General features: G+C 62.2%; 13 protein-coding genes. 8 read left to right on the top strand and 5 right to left on the bottom strand.

Annotated features, from left to right (window positions below; all coding sequences use genetic code 11):
• Positions 1–21 precede the first annotated feature (21 nt).
• From tssL to E2I15_RS03210, 5 genes are all read right to left on the bottom strand, one after another.
• Complete coding sequence (gene tssL / locus E2I15_RS03230; protein WP_246668162.1) at positions 22–1236, bottom strand: type VI secretion system protein TssL, long form; 1215 nt, start codon at positions 1234–1236, stop codon at positions 22–24.
• A 308-nt stretch (positions 1237–1544) separates the two neighbouring features.
• Positions 1545–2882 carry a type VI secretion system baseplate subunit TssK gene (tssK, locus tag E2I15_RS03225; RefSeq protein ID WP_155262196.1) on the bottom strand — a complete coding sequence of 446 codons (1338 nt, stop codon included), beginning with the start codon at positions 2880–2882 and terminating at the stop codon, positions 1545–1547.
• A 48-nt stretch (positions 2883–2930) separates the two neighbouring features.
• Positions 2931–4307 carry a type VI secretion system-associated FHA domain protein TagH gene (tagH, locus tag E2I15_RS03220; protein ID WP_155262195.1) on the bottom strand — a complete coding sequence of 459 codons (1377 nt, stop codon included), beginning with the start codon at positions 4305–4307 and terminating at the stop codon, positions 2931–2933.
• A 12-nt stretch (positions 4308–4319) separates the two neighbouring features.
• A complete protein-coding gene (locus E2I15_RS03215) occupies positions 4320–4883 on the bottom strand; it encodes a DUF6931 family protein (protein ID WP_137479828.1) in 564 nt (187 codons plus the stop codon).
• Positions 4884–4888: 5 nt separating this feature from the next.
• Positions 4889–6757 carry a type VI secretion system Vgr family protein gene (locus E2I15_RS03210; RefSeq protein WP_016843427.1) on the bottom strand — a complete coding sequence of 623 codons (1869 nt, stop codon included), beginning with the start codon at positions 6755–6757 and terminating at the stop codon, positions 4889–4891.
• A 351-nt stretch (positions 6758–7108) separates the two neighbouring features.
• Between E2I15_RS03210 and E2I15_RS03205 the strand changes: the two genes are divergently transcribed.
• From E2I15_RS03205 to tssH, 8 genes are all read left to right on the top strand, one after another.
• Positions 7109–8422, top strand: coding sequence for a type VI secretion system protein TssA (locus tag E2I15_RS03205; RefSeq protein WP_137479829.1), 1314 nt, complete (start codon positions 7109–7111; stop codon positions 8420–8422).
• Between the two features lie 129 nt (positions 8423–8551).
• Positions 8552–9079 (top strand): type VI secretion system contractile sheath small subunit, encoded by a 528-nt coding sequence (gene tssB / locus E2I15_RS03200; RefSeq protein WP_137479830.1) that lies wholly within the window; start codon positions 8552–8554, stop codon positions 9077–9079.
• A 17-nt stretch (positions 9080–9096) separates the two neighbouring features.
• A complete protein-coding gene (gene tssC / locus E2I15_RS03195) occupies positions 9097–10599 on the top strand; it encodes a type VI secretion system contractile sheath large subunit (RefSeq protein WP_018272201.1) in 1503 nt (500 codons plus the stop codon).
• Positions 10600–10652: 53 nt separating this feature from the next.
• Positions 10653–11138, top strand: coding sequence for an Hcp family type VI secretion system effector (locus tag E2I15_RS03190; protein ID WP_016843423.1), 486 nt, complete (start codon positions 10653–10655; stop codon positions 11136–11138).
• 68 nt (positions 11139–11206) lie between these two features.
• The gene (tssE, locus tag E2I15_RS03185) at positions 11207–11755 is read left to right on the top strand and encodes a type VI secretion system baseplate subunit TssE (protein ID WP_092082332.1); all 549 of its coding nucleotides are present in this window, start codon (positions 11207–11209) and stop codon (positions 11753–11755) included.
• A 1-nt stretch (position 11756) separates the two neighbouring features.
• Positions 11757–13724 (top strand): type VI secretion system baseplate subunit TssF, encoded by a 1968-nt coding sequence (gene tssF, locus E2I15_RS03180; RefSeq protein ID WP_137479831.1) that lies wholly within the window; start codon positions 11757–11759, stop codon positions 13722–13724.
• A complete protein-coding gene (gene tssG / locus E2I15_RS03175) occupies positions 13688–14752 on the top strand; it encodes a type VI secretion system baseplate subunit TssG (RefSeq protein ID WP_137479832.1) in 1065 nt (354 codons plus the stop codon). The genes tssF and tssG overlap by 37 nt, the downstream gene beginning before the upstream one ends.
• Before the next feature lie 98 nt (positions 14753–14850).
• Positions 14851–17487: a type VI secretion system ATPase TssH gene (gene tssH, locus E2I15_RS03170; RefSeq protein ID WP_137479833.1), complete on the top strand. Its 2637-nt coding sequence runs from the start codon at positions 14851–14853 to the stop codon at positions 17485–17487.
• Positions 17488–17490: the final 3 nt, after the last annotated feature.

Genomic DNA, 17490 nt, shown 5'->3' with positions numbered 1-17490 from the left:
GCGTGAGCTTCTGGCGTCCGCCTATTCGCTGCGTTCGATGAAGATTTCGACCCGACGGTTCTTGGCGCGCCCCTCGGGCGTCGAATTGCTGGCAATCGGTGAATCCAATCCCTTGCCGTCGACATCGATGCGCGAACCATCGGCCAGACCGGGCTTCAGCGCGGCGGCAACCGCCTTGGCGCGCTCGACCGACAGTTCGAAGTTCGAGGGGAAACGAACGGTGCGGATCGGCGAGCTATCGGTATGGCCAACCACCCGGATTCGGCCCGGCTCCTTGTCGAGCGTCGCCGCAACGCGGGCCGCGATCGGCTTGAAACCATCCAGGATGGTTGCCTGGCCCGACGCAAACAATGCGAGATCGCAGACCCTGATCACGATGAAGCTCGCCGTCTGATCCGCGGTCATGGCGCAGGCCGTCTTCTCCTGTGCAAGTGCGTTGCGAATGCGCTGCAGCTGGGTGATGCGGTCCGGCGGTGGCGGTGGAGGCGGTGGTGGTGGCGGCGCAACGACGCGGCGCTTGAGCTCGATTGGATCGCCGGGATGCAATGCCAGCGCGACTTGCGCAGCATTCTCTGCGCGGCCGGCCAGCAACGTTCGCAGAACGAAATAGGATCCCGTCAGCAGCGCGGCGACCACGGCTGCTACCAGCCAAACGGGGATACGCAAGTGCTTCCGTCGACCGGCCAAGGCCTGCCCCCGCCAGTGCGGCGATAAATCGTTGGTCGGCTTGGGCCGAACCCGGCGCAGCGTTTCATAGAGGTTGCGCTGGATCACCTGGAGGTTCGCAAGCCCGCCCGGCGACGTCCGGTGAATGCCCTGGAATCCGAGCGCAAGGCAGGCGTGCTGAAGCTCGAGCACCGGATAGTTGACGAGCGGATCAGTCTTCAAATGGTCGAGAATCTCGAAGAAGCGTACGCCGCCCACGCGCTCGCCGAAGAACCGGCTGAGCATCGAGTATTGGGCCCAGACGTGTCGATCGTCGGTCGGTATGTGTTGCACGATATCGTCGGCGGTCGCGCACAGGATATACTTCGCGGTATTCGCCTGGTGCTCGGAAATGCCGGCAGAGCGGATATCCTTCTCGAAGAACTTGATGGCGTCGGCGACCTGCTCCATCAGGCTCGCGAATGACGCCCGCATCAGTGCGACGCGCAGCCGGCCAAGCAACTGCAGCAAAGGGCCGCCGGCGCGCATCACCGGATTGGCGTTTGGCGCAACCAGATCGTCGACGCGCAAGGGCGGTCCGGGCGGCAGGATCGGTTGCGGCGCCTGAGCCTGCGCCGGTGTCGAAATCCATTCCTCTGACGGCTGGCTGGTCGACGGGATGGCGTAGCTTGCGCTCTGCGGTGCGGGAGAAAATGAAGGCGGTAGCGAAGGACCACCCGGCGTAGCCATGGGCGACGGCGAGTACGCCGGACGGCTGGCAGGTCCCTCGCCTGCCGGAGGTTGAGGGGCCGGAGCCGGCGGCATCTTCCCGCCGGGGTTCGGACGGATGATGGTCCGCTCACCCCGACCGAAAGGATTAACCGGCTTGTCCCTGTCGGTCATGGCCGCTCTTCCAGGATGGCCCAAAGGTACAACTCAAGCTCCGGCCAGTCGCCGGAAAAATGCATCCCGATCGAGGCCGCTGTGCTGAACTCCGGCCACAGCGGCGACTTGCGATCGAGATAGAAATAGACGTGGTCGGTGATGGCTCGGATGTGCGGTGGCGGCGTCGGCAGATGCACCAGGGTCAGGCCCGGCAGGTTTGCGTGCACGATCTCGGTCATTTTCGTGTTGGGCCCGACCTTGAACAGGTGCGGGAATTCATTCTGAATCTCCACGAGGGGCCGCCGCGCGGCGACCTCAAGCACCAGCGTCGCATTCCGGAACAGCGCGCGATCGCGGATCGGCGATACAAATGCGTTCTGGGCGCGTTCGATGATCTCCAGACGGATTGCCCGCCTGCCCAGCCGCGCGCTCAGGAAATCCTGGATGTCGCGCACCAAGGGCGTGAAGACATATTCGAGGTTGTCGTGATCATATGCCGGGTAGTCCCGTGCGCGTCGTTCGGTGGTCGCGAAGGTCGCAAGCTCACCGGCAAACCTCAGCAGTTCCTCGTACAGCCGCTCGGGATGTACGCTGCCGGACCGCTTGAAATGAGTCAGCACCGGAATGGTCCGGTTCAGCACCTGCAGCACCAGATAATCGACGCTCTGCAAACCGCCGCCGGACGAAGGATCGACGGCGTAACGCGCCAGCTCGTCGAGCTTGGTCTCAACCCAGCCAATGATTCGATTGAGCCAGCCATCGACAACCGGATGCGCGGCGCAGACCAGCATCGGCGGCACAAACTTGTCGTCGAACAGGATGTTCTTGTCGCGCACTTCGAGGATGCGAGCGATGCCGAGCCCCATGTATCCCGGCTTGCTCGTCTTGCGCAGCTCGAACGACAGGCGCGGATAGACAATGTCGATCTCTTCCTCGATGCGCAGCGCCGAGGTCGAATCGATAAACGTTTCGGCAGTCCGAACGTAGCGACTTGCGCTGTCGGTGCGATCCTCATCCACCTCCCGCGTGTTGGGAGCCGCGACCGGCATCATCAGCCAGACGATCTGGCCTGCGGCCGAATCCGGCACTTCGATGGCTTCCGGGATCGGACTGTCGGCCGGAATATCGAACGGCGTTCCGTCCGGCATGACGCCGGTCGCACTGCGCACGGCGAATTTGCTCTGCTGGGTAAGATCGTTATCGATCTCGAGCTGGGCAAAACCCCAGGGGTACGGTGTCGTGCAGCGAACCCGCTTTTCCAGCAGATGCTCGAGATAGCGATCGTTCTGCTGCAGATGATGCGGCCGCAGGAACAGACCTTCCGACCAGAAAACTTTGCTGTACCAAGACATTCCTACATCCACTTGGCAATGATCGGCGACTGCATCGTCACCGACAGTTCACTTTGACCCCGACTTGTCTGCGCGGTCGTAATATTCGGAGAAATGCAGCATGAAGGTATCGATCGGCGCGCTTTCGTCGCGACCGAGATGCGCGTTCCAGCGCGTCAAAAATTCATCCCAGAGCTTGCTCTTGTTCGAGCCAAACAAGGACCTTGCGCCGCGCTGAAGCTCGAGCTCGCGCGCCATCAGCGTCGGATCGATACTGGCGATCAGTCCTCGAACGGCATGCTGCATTGCCGCATAGGTCTTCAATTGATGGGATTTGAGGTCCTTGAAGCCCTGAGCGAAGGCATGCGGCGCATCGAGATAACTGCGCGTCGGCGGCCCGAACAGGATACGCATCGCGTCTTCCGCGGTCGGCGAGAATTTCAGCGGATTGTTCTCGATGGCCTGGATGGTGGTTTGGCTGGTGCTGCGCGTCAGCTGCTTGGCCTGGGTCCGCGCCTGCAGCAGGGCCATCAGGTTTTCCACGGTCATGCGCAGGATGACGCCAAGCTGTTCCGCGAGTTCGGCTTCGGTCTTGTCGGCAAAGAAACCGTCCGGCAGCCCGGCAGCACGTGCGACCAAGCGCGCAAACTCGGGATTGCCGATCGGCGCGGCCGTGGCCGGTGCCGGCTCGGCCAGTTGCGGCCGCGGCGCTCCCACATGCCCTGCCGGTGAGGGAGCCGGCGGTGGCGGGACAGCCGCATCGTCGTCGGCCCATACCGACGGTCGGCGCGGCGTCGGCATCGCGTGCAGCACGTCGACCGGCGGCTTTGGCGTCGCGACCGGACCGGCTGCCCAGCTCATGTCGTCGTGCTGCGGCGGCTCGCGGTGAGGCATCTGCGGCGAATGCCGGACAGGATCCACACCCGCCGGCGGAACGCTCGCCGCCCAGTCCAGGAATTCCGGATTGACGGGCCGCGCGGCCTCGCGCGGTTTTCGCAACTGCTGCGGGTCGATTGGCGGCGGCACGTCGCGACCGGGAGCCCACAGCTCCTGGTAATCGGCGTGCTGCTGAGCGAGCGGAGCTTGCTGCTGCGCACCATGGCTCGGCGTGCCCTCGGCAGGCTCATCCAGGTCCAGCGAAACGCCAATGACATAGTGGCCGATGACGAGCCGATCGCCATTGCGCAGCCGATGCGCTCCCCGCATGCGCTGGTCGGCACCATTGAGAAAGGTGCCGTTGGTCGAGACGTCGTGCAACCAGTAGCCGCCGTCGCGATAATGGATCTCGCAATGCTTCCCCGAAATCATCCGTGCCGGATCGGGCAATGTCCAGTCGAGATGGCGGTCCCGGCCAATGTCGACCGAACGCCTTCCGGTGACGGTAAATGACACGGGGCCGCCGTCTGGAAGGTTCGGCTCGTTCTCGATGTTAAAGCGAAGCACCATCACATCGTCTCGTCAGCGTGGAGGGCGCGGTTCGCCGCGTGCCAATTGAATACCATCCTCCAGGCAGGCCGTCATTATCCGGTCCCTGGACTCACGGGTAAGCCGGCAGAGGCCGATCAGAAGGGCCGCGCGAACCGCTCGCGCCGTCTGATCCGGCTTGGCTTCGACCGGTGTAAATTCCGCGGGAACCACGCTTCCGCCGGACCAACCCGCCGCCAGCGCCAGCCAGGTCGCCGGCTGCTCGGGATCGTTGGCGTTGCCGACCGCCAAAGCCTTGTTGCGCGATTGCTCGTCCGGCTGCCGAACCCAGGTCTCGGCAAAATTGAGCGACCTGCCTTCATTGCCGTCGAAATGGTCGAACATCTGCCGCAACGAGCGACAGCCCCAGGCGACGGCCACTCGCCTGGGGAGCAGATACGCGCAGAAGGACACAGCCTGGTGCCAGTTGCCCGCATCGGCCGCCTCCTGCAGGAAGTCCAACGACAACTTGTCCGGAGCGGCTTTGCCGACGTCGTAGCGCGCCAGCGGATAGGCTTCGAAGAGATCGTGGACTGTGCTGAACCGAACCTGATTCATGGCTGTCAGCCGACAATGGTTGGCGTGCCGTGGGCAACCAACGGGCCGCCGGCCGCGAGCGCCATGGCGGCCTGCGCGGTCATGGTGATGGTCGGCGCGTTGATGACGATGCCGGCTGGAGACAGGATGATCTGGCTTGGACCAACCTGCAGGGTGATATTGACGTTGGCCGTGAGGGTGATGCTCAGGCCCGCATCGACCGACTGATCCATCGCCAGCTTGATGTGCTGACCGCCCAATTCGATATCGAGCTTGTCGTTGCCGTTCTTGAGCGTGGTCTTGCGGGTATCGCCGCCGAACGCGGCCTCGCCAATGGTCCTGGTCTCTGTATCGCGGACCGTGACGTCGTAGTCCTTCTCGGCGTGCACGGTGATCTTCTCGGACCCCTTCTTGTCCTCGAAGTTCCATTCGTTGTAACCGCCACCTCCCTTGGTCGAGTCGGACTTCAAACCCGCAATCGTCTTCTTGGACGGCAGGTCGTAAGGCAGCTTGTATTCATCGTTGTAGACGGTCCCTATCACCAATGGCCGGTCGGGATCCCCTTCCAGGAATTCCACGACCACCTCCTGCCCGACGCGCGGGATGATCTGACCGCCCCAGCGCTTGCCGGACCAGACTTGCGCCACGCGCAGCCGGCACGAGCGCTTCTTCTTCCGATCCCAGAAAAAGCGAACATAGATTTCGCCCAGCGACTCGACGTCGATTTCCTCGCTCGAATTGTCGTCCTTGGTCACCACCTTGGCTGTCTGAATGCCGTTGATCCTCGGCTTCGGCGTCGTCATGGGAGATCGAAACGGCCGATCGCTTGGCAGAAATTCGTAGCTGCCGAAGTAGACGTGCTGTCCGGCGTCGCCGGGGCCGCCAGTGCGATAGGATTCGATAGAAAACGAGTGAGCGGCTCGTACCACGAGATATTCGACGTTCTGCGAGTCTTTCGCGTGCTTCTCGAGCTTGGTTAGTCCGCCGGGGAAAAGGTTGACGGCGTCGCCGTTGCCCCGGCGGCGCCGATCCATCGCCTGTTCGGCCTGGAGCTGGATCTTCGCGTATCGCTCGCCGTCGGATTTTTCCTTGAACTTGCCGGGATAGTCGTAGAACTCCATCTCGGATCGTGTGTAGTGCTCGGAGCCCTTGGCGTCGCTGATCATCTGCGCGTTGGGCTTCTGGTAATTGTAATCGTTGAGCTCGATCTTCCCGGTACGGAACCGGCGTTCGGAAGCCCATTCATAAATATGCTGCTCGCCGCGACGGTCGGAGCCGGTGAGCGGGATATAGGGGATCTTGGCGAGACCGTTGATGGGGCTGTGCGAGGACTTGGAGTCAGCCAGCACCAGCGTGTGCTTGCCGCCTTCATGCTTGAAGAAGTAGTAGATCCCGTGCTGCTCCATCAACCGGCACACGAAATCCAGATCGGTCTCGCGATATTGAACGCAGTATTCGAGCTTTGGACATGAGCCCTCTTCGGTAAGCTTGGACTCATAATCCGTGAAACCGCGCTCGTTGAAGACCTCCTTGATGATGTCGGGCGCCTTCTTGTCCTGAAAAATCCGGCAATCGGTGGTCCGCGACAGCAGCCACAACCAGGGCCTCAACACGATCCGGTAACTGAAATAGTCGTTCTTCACCCCCAGCCATTGGGCTTCCGTGAGAATGCCGCTGAACTCGCGTTCCTTCTCGTGCAATTTGATGGTGAGGGTGCACTGCTTGCCGATGGCCCGATCGAAGTCGAGATCGGCCTCCTCGCTGAGACACTCGATGCGATATTCGAACAGTTCACTCAGACCTTCGGCGGCCTCGAACCGGGCAAAAACCAGAACGTCCTTGCCAAGGGGGGTCTTGAGCTCGCAGAGGCGGGTATCCTGGGTAAGCTGGCCCATGTGGGCGTTAAACTCCCTCGTTGACCGCACCAGCGGCGCAACCTGCGCATCAGGCGGTCAAGCACGAACAACCGAAATCCGAGCCGGCCATCGGTGGGATGGCCGACAAGTCCGCCCGAGGTCGCCCTCTCCTGACGCGGCAAAGCACCCGCCCGAGGAAACCGCTGCGGCACTCATGTAGTCGGTTCCAAGCGCTTGCCGGTTCACGGGAAACCGCCATCATGCCGGGAATGAACCGAGGCCGGCGTTGATCTGACCTAACAGTCAATCGGATCATGATCCCCCGCGTGATCCGCCAGATGTCACGGACCTGGTGGAGGGACCAGGGCCCCGCAGACGGATCCTCTTTGCATGCTCGACGTCGCATCCCTGACCCAGCCCATCGACCCGGACGATCCCTGCGGGCCAGACCTCGATGCGGCCGGCGACGTTCAGTACCTGAATTTCTTCGCAGCTGCGGAATCGCTGCTGCCGATGTCGTATTTCGAGGTCGTCAACGCGAACGGAGAGCGCGGACGCTTCGACCCGAAGGCCATCGATATTGCCGGCCAGTTCGCCGCTGCGCAGCCCCTGTTGGCTCGCACCCGCGATCTGCGCCTGACCATGCTGCTCGCCAAGTTTTCCATCCTGAACCGCGATCTCGACGGCTTCCTCAGTTGCCTGAGGGCGACCACCCAGCTGCTCCGCGAACAATGGGAAGCCGTTCACCCGAGGGGCGAAGACGGCGACTATGCTTTTAGGGCCGTCACCATCGAGGCGATCGACGTGTTTCCGACGGTGATCAACCCACTCCAATTCCTTCCCCTGATCGAAAATCGAAGGCACGGCAGCCTCAACTACCGTGCCTATCAGATTGCCAAGGGCGAAATTCCCGCCGGCGATGCCGATGTCGACATGCCCGATCTCGGAACCATCGAGCGCATCATCGGCGAGACCGACCTCGACACCCTCAAGGCGGTGAGCGCCCGCTGTTCGGCGGTCGCTGCCGAGATCGCCGGCATCAAATCGGTCTGGCACGAAAAGTTGAACTCGGGGCAACCCATCAGTCTCGACAGGCTGGCGGGTGTCGCGAATGGCATGGACGGCTGGCTCGCGACTCTGGTCACCGCACGCGATCCGGCCGCAATTGCCCCGTCCCCGGACGAGTCTGCTCAAGACGGCCCGCAGCTTCCGATCGAAATCGCCGGCGCAGTGACCTCACCCGGACAGGCATCCGCGGCGCTGGCGGCGGCTGCCGACTACTTCGCTCGGAAGGAACCGTCGAGCCCGGCGCTGTTGCTGGTGCGGCAGGCGCAGGACATGGTTGGCAAATCGTTTATCGAAGTGATGCGGATGCTGATGCCGGCCCACGTGGAGACCGCCGCCATCAATATCGGTCGCGACAAGGTCTTCGACCTGCCGATCGAACGCATGGCGGAATTTGCCACCTCGCTCCCATCCGCGGCCGAAAATGAGGCTCAAGATGCTGTTTTTGCGGCAGAAAACAGAGCCCAGGCGTTGGACCTGCTGGGCAAGGTTGCGTCCTTCTTCCGGGCCGCGGAGCCGTCCAGCCCGATCCCGTTCCTGGTCGATCGCGCACGCGAACTCGCACAGCGAGACTTCCTCAGCCTGCTGAACGAAGTGCTGCCAGAGGGCGCTCTAAAGGCGATCGATAAATCGAATTGAACCCGCCTTCCGTTCGACGGGACTAACTGAACGGAAGGAAGCTCCGCCGACGAAAGACCGAGGCTCTTCCCCCGCCTGCGTCGCGCAAGTCGGCTTCCGCAGAGATTTTTTTGTGAAGAGGGCAACCCAATGGCAACCGACAGCGGTCAAAAATTCATTCGCCGAAACCGCGCACCGCGCGTGCACATCACTTACGAAGATCCATACGATGCCGAGCGGCTGATCGAACTGCCGTTCGTCATGGGCGTCCTGTCCGATCTGTCCGGCAACAATCCCGGCGTCGAGAAGGCGAAGGTCGAGGAGCGCAAGTTCCTCGAGTTCGACATGGACAATTTCGACAACCGCATGGCGGCGATCCAGCCCGGCGTGACGGCGCGCGTCGCCAATCGTCTCAGCGACGGGTCTGACGAAAAGATCTCCGTCAACCTGCGTTTCAACAAGATGTCCGACTTCACGCCGGTGGCGGTCGCCCGCCAGGTGCCGGCGACGGCGAAGCTGCTCGAAGCGCGCGAACAGCTCGCCAACCTGCTGCGCTACATGGATGGCAAGGTGGGCGCCGAGGACCAGCTGAAGAAGCTCCTCGCCGATCCTCAACTGATGGCCGCACTGCGCGAGCGCGCGACCAGCCAGTCCACCGAAGCCGACAGCAACAGCTAAGGGAAGGAATGGGGACCATGGCAAAAGAAGCAATCCATAAAGAGACCACCACCAAGGTCGGGACCGTCGAGGCTGACGAGTTCGCCGCCCTGCTGAAGCAAAGCTTCAAGCCGCGCACCGAACGTGCGGCAACCGAAGTCGAGAACGCGGTGTCCACGCTGGTTCAGGAGGCGCTGAAGGATACGAGCGTCATCAAGTCGGACGTGCTCGACACCATCGAGGAGATGATCGCGCGGATCGATCAGAAGCTGACCGCGCAGATGAACGAGATTCTGCACGCGCCGGAATTCCAGGCGATCGAGAGTGCCTGGCGCGGCCTCCACTACCTCGTCTTCAATTCCGAGACCGACGCCAATCTCAAGATCCGGGTGATGAACGTCTCCAAGAACGAGCTGTATCGGAACTTGCGGCTTTATCCCGATGCGCGCTGGGACCAGAGCCCGCTGTTCAAGCAGATCTACGAGTACGAGTTCGGCCAGCTCGGCGGCGAGCCGTTCGGCTGCCTGATCGGCGACTATTATTTCAGCCACCTTCCCACCGACGTACAGTTGCTCCGCGATCTCAGTAAAATCGCCGGCGCGGCGCACGCCCCCTTCTTCAGCGGCGCTGAGCCTACGCTGATGGGAATGGACTCATGGACCGAACTGTCCAACCCTCGCGACATCGGCAAGGTGTTCGACACGCCGGAATACGCCGCCTGGAAGGGACTGCGCGATCAGGACGACTCGCGCTATCTCGGCCTGTGCATGCCGCGTGCGCTAGGCCGCCTCCCCTACGGCGCCAAATCGGAGCCGGTGGAAGAGTTCGCCTTCGAAGAGGAGACGGACGGACACACCGGTGACAAATACGGCTGGATCAACGCCGCCTATGCGATGGCAGTCAACATCAACCGCGCCTTCAAGGAGTTCGGCTGGTGCACGCGCATCCGCGGCGTCCAGTCCGGCGGCGAGGTCATCAACCTGCCGACGCACACGTTCCCGACCGACGATGGTGGCGTCGACCTGAAATGCCCGACCGAGATCGCCATCAGCGATCGTCGCGAGCACGAGCTTGCAAAGGCGGGGCTCATCCCGCTGATCCATCGCAAGAACACCGACAAGGCCGCCTTCATCGGCGCCCAGTCGCTCTACAAGCCGAAGAAGTATTTCGGCGACAAGGGCGTGGATGCAACCGCGTCCGACAACCTGTCGTCACGTCTGCCCTACATGTTCGCAGTATCCCGCTTTGCGCATTATCTGAAGTGCATGGTTCGCGACAAGATCGGATCCATGAAGGAAAAGGATGAGCTGACGGTCTGGCTGCAGACCTGGATCAACGAGTACGTTGATGCCAATCCGGCCCTGTCGTCAGAAGCTCAGAAAGCGCGCAAGCCGCTGGCCGCTGCGAAGGTTGAGGTCATAGCAAACGAGGAGAACCCGGGATATTACAACGCGCGCTTCTTTCTCCGTCCCCACTTTCAATTGGAAGCAATGGACGTCGGTCTCAGTCTTGTTTCGCGCCTGCCAGGCCCGAGCTCCTGACACCACGCTATCGCAAACCGTCTATCATCAGAGCATTTTGAAAGGGCTATGCTATGGCTGTCGACATCTTTCTGAAACTCGATCCGATCAAGGGCGAGTCGCTCGACGACAAACACAAGGACGAAATCGACATTTTGAGCTGGTCGTTTGGCGAGAGCCAAAGCGGCACGTTCCACAGCGGGTCGGGCGGCGGCGCCGGCAAGGTCGCCGTTCAAGACCTCCACTTCACGCACTTCGTGGACAAGGCGACACCCGAGCTTTTCAAGGTCTGCGCGAATGGAAAGCACATCGACAGCGCCATTCTCACGGTACGCAAGGCCGGTGAACACCCGCTCGAATATCTCAAGATCGAGATGAAGCACGTTCTGGTTTCCAGCGTCTCGACGGGCGGATCGCACGGCGAGGATCGCCTTACCGAAAACGTCAGCCTGAACTTCCAGAAGGTCAAAATGACCTACAAGACCCAGACGGAAAAAGGCGGCGCCGGCGCGTCTCCGGTATTCGGATGGGACGTTGCGGCCAACAAGGAATGGGCCTGATCGCAAGCTTCCTGCCCGGCGCCGGTTGCCAATGGCGGCAATCGGCGCTGGCGGTACGGGGACCGTCAATGACTGTTACGCCAAGGAAGGACCGGCTCTCTCCGCCATTGATGCTGGCCTTTCGTGCGGCTCATGACGCACGCGATGCGCGCAAGGCACTCGAACTGCGGGATCAGTTCGGTGAGCGAGTGATAGCGGGACGGCGCAGCGCCGGTCGTTTCCCGATCTCGGAGACGCTGCTGAGGCGCGAGGTTTCGCAGGACGTCGAAACACTCCTCAACACCATTGCCCTCGAATCGACGCTTGACCTGACGGGTCGCGGCTGCGTCCGCACCTCGATCCTGAACTATGGATTCCCCGATATCGCAAACCGTTCGATCGACGAAGTCACCGACGAGGAGCTCAGCGATGCCCTGCGCATGTCGCTCACGACCTACGAGCCGAGACTCGATCGCAAGTCCATCCGGGTGCGGCGCGACACCTCCGTGGGCGCCGAGCAGCTCAAGCTGCGCTTTGTCGTGCATTCCGACCTGAAGTGCGAACCGCTCAACGTGCCCGTGGAATTCGTCGCAGACGTCGACCTCGACAGCGGCGATATACAGATCAACCGACTATAACATGAATCGCGAGTTTCTCGACTTTTACAATCGTGAACTGTCGCTGCTGTACGAGCATGCGGAGGGTTTTGCCGAGGAGTATCCTGGTATCGCCGAGCGGCTCGGCGGCCTGGTCCGCGACCGCTCAGATCCAATGATCTCGGGCCTGTTGGAGGGCGCTGCATTTCTCGCCGCTCGCGTTCAGCTCAAGCTCAAGCACGAGTTTCCGGAATTCACGGCGAACCTGCTTGAGCAGTTGGTTCCGAACTACCTCGCGCCGACTCCGTCCGCCATGCTGGTCAAGATTCAGCCGACCTACGCCGATCCGGCGTTGCGCGACGGCAAGAAGATTGCGCGGGGCGCCTATTTCGACGCGAACTACCGCGAAAGGGAACGAAGCCTCGCCTGCCGGTTCCGGCTTTGCCGCGATATCGCGCTTTGGCCTTTTGCCGTCACCGGCGCCGAATATTTCGCAACCGCAGGCGCGTTGCAGGCCCTCGGGATTCCAGTCGGCGGAGAAGTTATCGCCGGGCTCAGGCTCTCCTTGACACACCGTACCGCCGCGCGGCTCGACGACGAGCCGACGGACGTGGAGGCTCGCAACAAGCCGGACACCTGGTTCGCCGGCTGCCGCACCAGCGAACTGCCGATCTACCTGACCGGGGCGGAGTCGGATGCCATCGCACTTTACGAACAACTGACCTCGAACTGCGTCGGGGTCTATTTTCGCTATCTCGACGATTTCGGCGATCCGGTCGTCATCCGGGCTCCGAACGACTGTGTGCAGCAGGTCGGCTTCAGCGAGGACGAATCCCTGTTTCCGAACGACAACCGGGTCTTTCGCGGCTCGGAGTTGTTGCGGGAATATTTCGTGTTTCCGCGCAAGTTCCTTGGCGTCAATCTGACGCAGCTTCGCGCTGTGATGCCGCGGCTACGCAGCAAGTCCATCGATATCGTCTTCGCGTTCGATGAGCACAACTCGCGGCTCGCCGCCTCGGTCCGGGCGGATACTTTCAGTCTCTACACCGCCCCGGCGATCAATCTGTTCGAGAAGACCAGCGATCGCATCCCGATCAAGTCGAATACCTACGAATACCACGTGGTACCCGACCGAAGTCGCTATCTCGAATACGAGCCGCACCAGGTGCTGGAGGTCTACGCGCACTTTCCGGCAGAAAAGGACAAGCGCCGCGTGCGTCCGTTGTACTCCGCCGCCGTCGACCGGACGGCCGGATCGGTCGAGGGACTTTATTATACGGTTCGTCGGCTGCCGCGGCGTCGCACAGTCGAAGAGAAGACCTATGGCGCAGCCTCGGACTATACCGGGACGGACATGTTTCTTTCGCTGCTCGAGCCCGGCGACCCGAGCGGCGGCGGATCCGCCGCCGAACTGAGCGTGCGAGCGCTGTGCTCCAACCGGCATCTCACGGAACATCTGCCGGTCGGTCAGGGCGGAGCCGACTTTCGCCTGCTGGACGACACCTCGCTCGAGCTCATGTGCATAGCCGGCCCCACCCGGCCACGCGAGCCGGTGGTGGCGCAGTTGCGCAGCCGCAGCGAAATCGCCAATAGCGGCGTCGTCAGCTGGCGCCTGATCAACATGCTGAGCTTGAACTATCTCGGCCTCGTGGAACGCAGCGGCGGCAAGAACGCCGGGGCGTTGCGCGAGATGCTGTCCTTGTTCGCCGACCAGTTCGACGACGCGACGGAACGAAAGATTCGTGGCGTGCGCAGCGTCGAGAGCAGGCCCGTGGTGCGGCGGGTGCGTGAGCGTACCGGCAGTGGCGCAGCGCGCGGCCTCGAGATCACGGTCACGCTGGACGAGAAGGCATTCGAGGGCAGCGGCGTGTTCCTGCTCGGGGCGGTGCTGGAACGCTTCTTCGCCGACTATGCGGGCTTCAACACCTTCACCCAGACCGTCATCTCGACTCCGGAACGCGGCGAGATCGTGCGATGGCCGGCTCGCATGGGCACCCGGAGGCCGCTGTGACGCTGATCGACCAGATGAAGGCCGAGCCCTGGCGGTTCGATTTCTTTCAGACGCTCCGCCAGCTCGAGCGATGCAATCCGGATCGGCCGCGGATCGGCGACAGTGCAGCGCGTCGCGAGGAGTTCGTCGACCTCGGTCAAACCCCCTATCTGGAATTTCCCGCCTCCAACCTGAGCTCCGTCGACGACCGCGATGGCAGGCTCCGAATTCTGGTCAAATTCCTCGGCCTGCTCGGGCCGCAGGGCGCGCTGCCGCTGGCCACCACCGACGAGAGCGTCGGCTGGCAGTTGATGCGGGATGACGCTTTCCCTCGTTTTCTCGACCTGCTGAACGGACGCTTCCTGCAATTGTTCTTTCGAGCCTGGGCAGACGCACGGCCGATCGCCCAGCACGATCGGCCATCCGACGACCGCTTCATTGCCTATGTCGGCTCTTTCGCCGGCCTCGGCTCCGACATTTTTGCCAATCGGGATACCGTGCCTGACATGGCGAAGCTGAGCTTCGCCGGACTGGTTTCACCGAGAGCGAAATCCGCTTCACGGCTGGCGCGGCTCCTGCAAGGGCTGTTCGATGTCAGGGTCGAGATCGACGAGTTCGTTGGCACCTGGCTCCCGTTCGACCCGAGCCACTGCAGCCGGCTCGGCGGGACGCACGCCAGGCTCGGTCACGACGCGCTTCTGGGCTCGCGCGTGTTCAGCGTCGAAGACAAGATCAGGGTTCGCGTATTCGTGAAGGATTTTGCTCAATACGAGCAGTTTCTGCCCACCGAAGCGCCGAACCTCTCCGAGCCCCTGGCTGACGCCGTCTACTTCTATATCGGCGATGAACTCGAGTGGGAGGTGGAACTCGCCATTCCGGCCGGAGCGGTTGTCCCGATGAAGCTGGGGCAGAGCGGACGCCTTGGATGGACCAGCTGGGTTTCGCCGAACTGGGCCTCGACCGAGGAGTACCGGCGCGATGCGCGCTTTCACCTTGCCGAGCGTCTAAGGGCCCGGCGCAGCGCTGCGACAGGTAGGCCGCCGGTTTGAACCTAAGCATCGCTCGGATTGTCCTAACATCATGGGAATTCGAGCCGATTTCCGCGACGACCCCGGCATCGTCCAGGGATTGAGCAGGAGGCGCCATCGTGACCGATATCAGCCTTGAGGCCGTGACTGGCAAACTGAACCGGGCCGGCTACGACGCTTTCATACAGGCCCTGCGCCACGCCAAGAGCGCCAGCAACCGTAACGTGGAGCTTGCGCACTGGCTGTTTCACATCCTGCAACAGGAGCGGACCGACCTCAGCCTGTCGGCGGATCACTACAAGCTTGACCGCGCGCGGCTGTTGTCGGACCTCGCAGGCGTCATCAACGGTTTCCGCAAGAACGAAACCGACATGCCGGGCGTCGCCAATTCCGTCATCGATATTCTCGACCGTGGCTGGCACTATGCCACGCTGTTCTTCGGCGAGACCCAGATCCGCACCGGCCATCTCCTGGTCGCCGGATTGAAATCGAATGAGATCCGTCGTGCGCTCAACAACATCTCGCAGGAATTCGCCAAGATAAATGTCGACGCATTGGCTGCGGAGCACCGCGCCATCTGGGCAGGCTCCGAGGAGGAGACGATGCGTCCTATGGACGGCTCCGGATTGGCCGGTGCCGGCACCGACGGTGCGGACCGGGCGAATCCCAAGGGGACTACACCGCTCGACCGGTTCTCCCAGGATCTCACCGCAAGGGCCAGATCGGGCGAGATGGACCCGATCCTCGGTCGGGACGACGAAATCCGTCAATTGATCGACGTGCTGATGCGCCGGCGGCAAAACAATCCGATCCTCACCGGCGAGGCCGGCGTCGGCAAAACCGCCGTGGTCGAGGGATTTGCCCAGCGCATTGCCGCCGGCGAGGTGCCGCCGCCGCTGCGCAACGTCAGGCTCTGCGCACTGGATATCGGCCTGATGCAGGCCGGCGCCTCGATGAAGGGCGAATTCGAGCAGCGCCTGCGCTCGGTGATCGACGAGGTTCAGAACTCGCCTACCCCGATTATCCTGTTCATCGACGAGGCTCACACCCTGATCGGCGCCGGTGGCGCAGCCGGCACTGGCGACGCGGCCAATCTCCTCAAGCCTCCCCTCGCCCGCGGCACGCTGCGGACCATCGCCGCCACCACCTGGGCAGAGTATCGCCAGTACATCGAAAAGGATCCCGCCCTCACACGACGCTTTCAGCCGATCCAGGTCGATGAGCCGGATGTCGAGACCTGCTGCATCATGCTGCGCGGCCTCCTCGGCCCGATGGAGAAGCACCACGGCGTTCGCATCTCGGACGCCGCGATCGTGACCGCGGTCAACCTGTCGCATCGCTACATTCCGTCTCGACAGCTGCCGGACAAGGCGGTCAGCCTGCTGGACACAGCCTCGGCGCGGGTCGCCATCAGTCAAAGCGCGACGCCGGCCCTGATCGAGGACGCTCGCGTCGCCATCGCGGCTCGCGAGGCCGAACGATCGGCGCTGGTCAGCGACGGCGATCTCGGGGACGAGAACAACGAGCGCATCACCGCGATCGACGGCGACATAGCGGCGCTCAAGGACAAGCTGACCGGCTTGGAGGCCGATTGGGCCAAGGAACAGGAGCTCGTCAAGGACATCCGCAGCATTCGCGAAATCCTCTCCGGGAACGGAGACGAAGATCGAGCCACCAAACGCGTCGAGTTGCGCGGCAAGTTCGAGACACTGGAGGGCATCAATCCGGAAAAGCGGATGATCTATGCCCATGTCGACCAGCAGTCGGTGGCCTCGGTCGTGTCCGACTGGACCGGTATCCCGACCGGCAGAATGATGCGCGACGAAATCGAGACCGTCCTGAAGCTGCCCGAAATTCTCAATCGCCGCGTGGTCGGCCAGTCCCATGGACTGACGATGATTGCGAAACGAATCGAGACCAGCCGCGCCAAGTTGGACAACCCGTCCAAGCCGATCGGCGTTTTCATGCTGGCCGGACCGTCCGGCGTGGGCAAGACGGAAACCGCCCTCGCGCTTGCCGAAACCCTTTATGGCGGCGAGCAGAATATGATCACGATCAACATGTCGGAGTTCCAGGAGGCGCACACGGTCTCGACCTTGAAGGGCGCACCTCCGGGTTACGTCGGCTATGGAGAAGGCGGTCGGCTCACCGAAGCGGTCCGGCGCAAACCCTACAGCGTTATCCTGCTCGACGAGGTGGAGAAGGCCCATCCCGACGTTCATGAGATCTTCTTTCAGGTGTTCGACAAGGGAGTCATGGAAGACGGCAACGGTCGGCGAATCGACTTCAAGAACACATTGATCATTCTGACCACAAACGTCGGCACCGATCTCATCATGAGCCTGGCGCGCGATCCCAAGTATCGCAACGAGCCGGAAGAACTCGCCAGGCTGCTGCGGCCGGAATTGCTGAAGGTGTTCCCTGCCGCATTGCTCGGGCGCATTGTCTCGATCCCCTACTTTCCGCTTTCGGACGAGATGCTTGCCGGCATCGTCAGATTGCAGCTCGACCGGATCGGACAGCGTCTCCGCGACAATCACAAGGCTGCCTTCGGCTACGACGATGCAGTCGTCGAGCACATCGTATCCCGTTGCAACGATCCGGACTCCGGGGGGCGGATGATCGATAACATCATCACCAACACGCTGCTGCCCGAACTGTCGCGCGAATTCCTGAGCAAGTCTCTCGCCAAGGAGGAGGTCAAGCAGACGCGCGTCTCGATCGTGAACGACAAGTTTGCATATTCGTGGAACTGATTG

The sequence above is a fragment of the Bradyrhizobium sp. BR2003 genome (assembly GCF_009720285.1).
GTDB classification, from domain to species: Bacteria; Pseudomonadota; Alphaproteobacteria; order Rhizobiales; family Xanthobacteraceae; genus Bradyrhizobium; species Bradyrhizobium elkanii.
This window is presented reverse-complemented; position numbering and strand designations above follow the sequence as displayed.

What these genes read in the sequence shown, in the direction of transcription:
- tssK (WP_155262196.1), bottom strand. Translation starts at nt 2,882, where the DNA reads ATGTCTTGGTACAGCAAAGTTTTCTGGTCGGAAGGTCTGTTCCTGCGG.
- tagH (WP_155262195.1), bottom strand. Translation starts at nt 4,307, where the DNA reads ATGGTGCTTCGCTTTAACATCGAGAACGAGCCGAACCTTCCAGACGGC.
- E2I15_RS03215 (WP_137479828.1), bottom strand. Translation starts at nt 4,883, where the DNA reads ATGAATCAGGTTCGGTTCAGCACAGTCCACGATCTCTTCGAAGCCTAT.
- E2I15_RS03210 (WP_016843427.1), bottom strand. Translation starts at nt 6,757, where the DNA reads ATGGGCCAGCTTACCCAGGATACCCGCCTCTGCGAGCTCAAGACCCCC.
- E2I15_RS03205 (WP_137479829.1), top strand. Translation starts at nt 7,109, where the DNA reads ATGCTCGACGTCGCATCCCTGACCCAGCCCATCGACCCGGACGATCCC.
- tssB (WP_137479830.1), top strand. Translation starts at nt 8,552, where the DNA reads ATGGCAACCGACAGCGGTCAAAAATTCATTCGCCGAAACCGCGCACCG.
- tssC (WP_018272201.1), top strand. Translation starts at nt 9,097, where the DNA reads ATGGCAAAAGAAGCAATCCATAAAGAGACCACCACCAAGGTCGGGACC.
- E2I15_RS03190 (WP_016843423.1), top strand. Translation starts at nt 10,653, where the DNA reads ATGGCTGTCGACATCTTTCTGAAACTCGATCCGATCAAGGGCGAGTCG.
- tssE (WP_092082332.1), top strand. Translation starts at nt 11,207, where the DNA reads ATGACTGTTACGCCAAGGAAGGACCGGCTCTCTCCGCCATTGATGCTG.
- tssF (WP_137479831.1), top strand. Translation starts at nt 11,757, where the DNA reads ATGAATCGCGAGTTTCTCGACTTTTACAATCGTGAACTGTCGCTGCTG.
- tssG (WP_137479832.1), top strand. Translation starts at nt 13,688, where the DNA reads ATGGCCGGCTCGCATGGGCACCCGGAGGCCGCTGTGACGCTGATCGAC.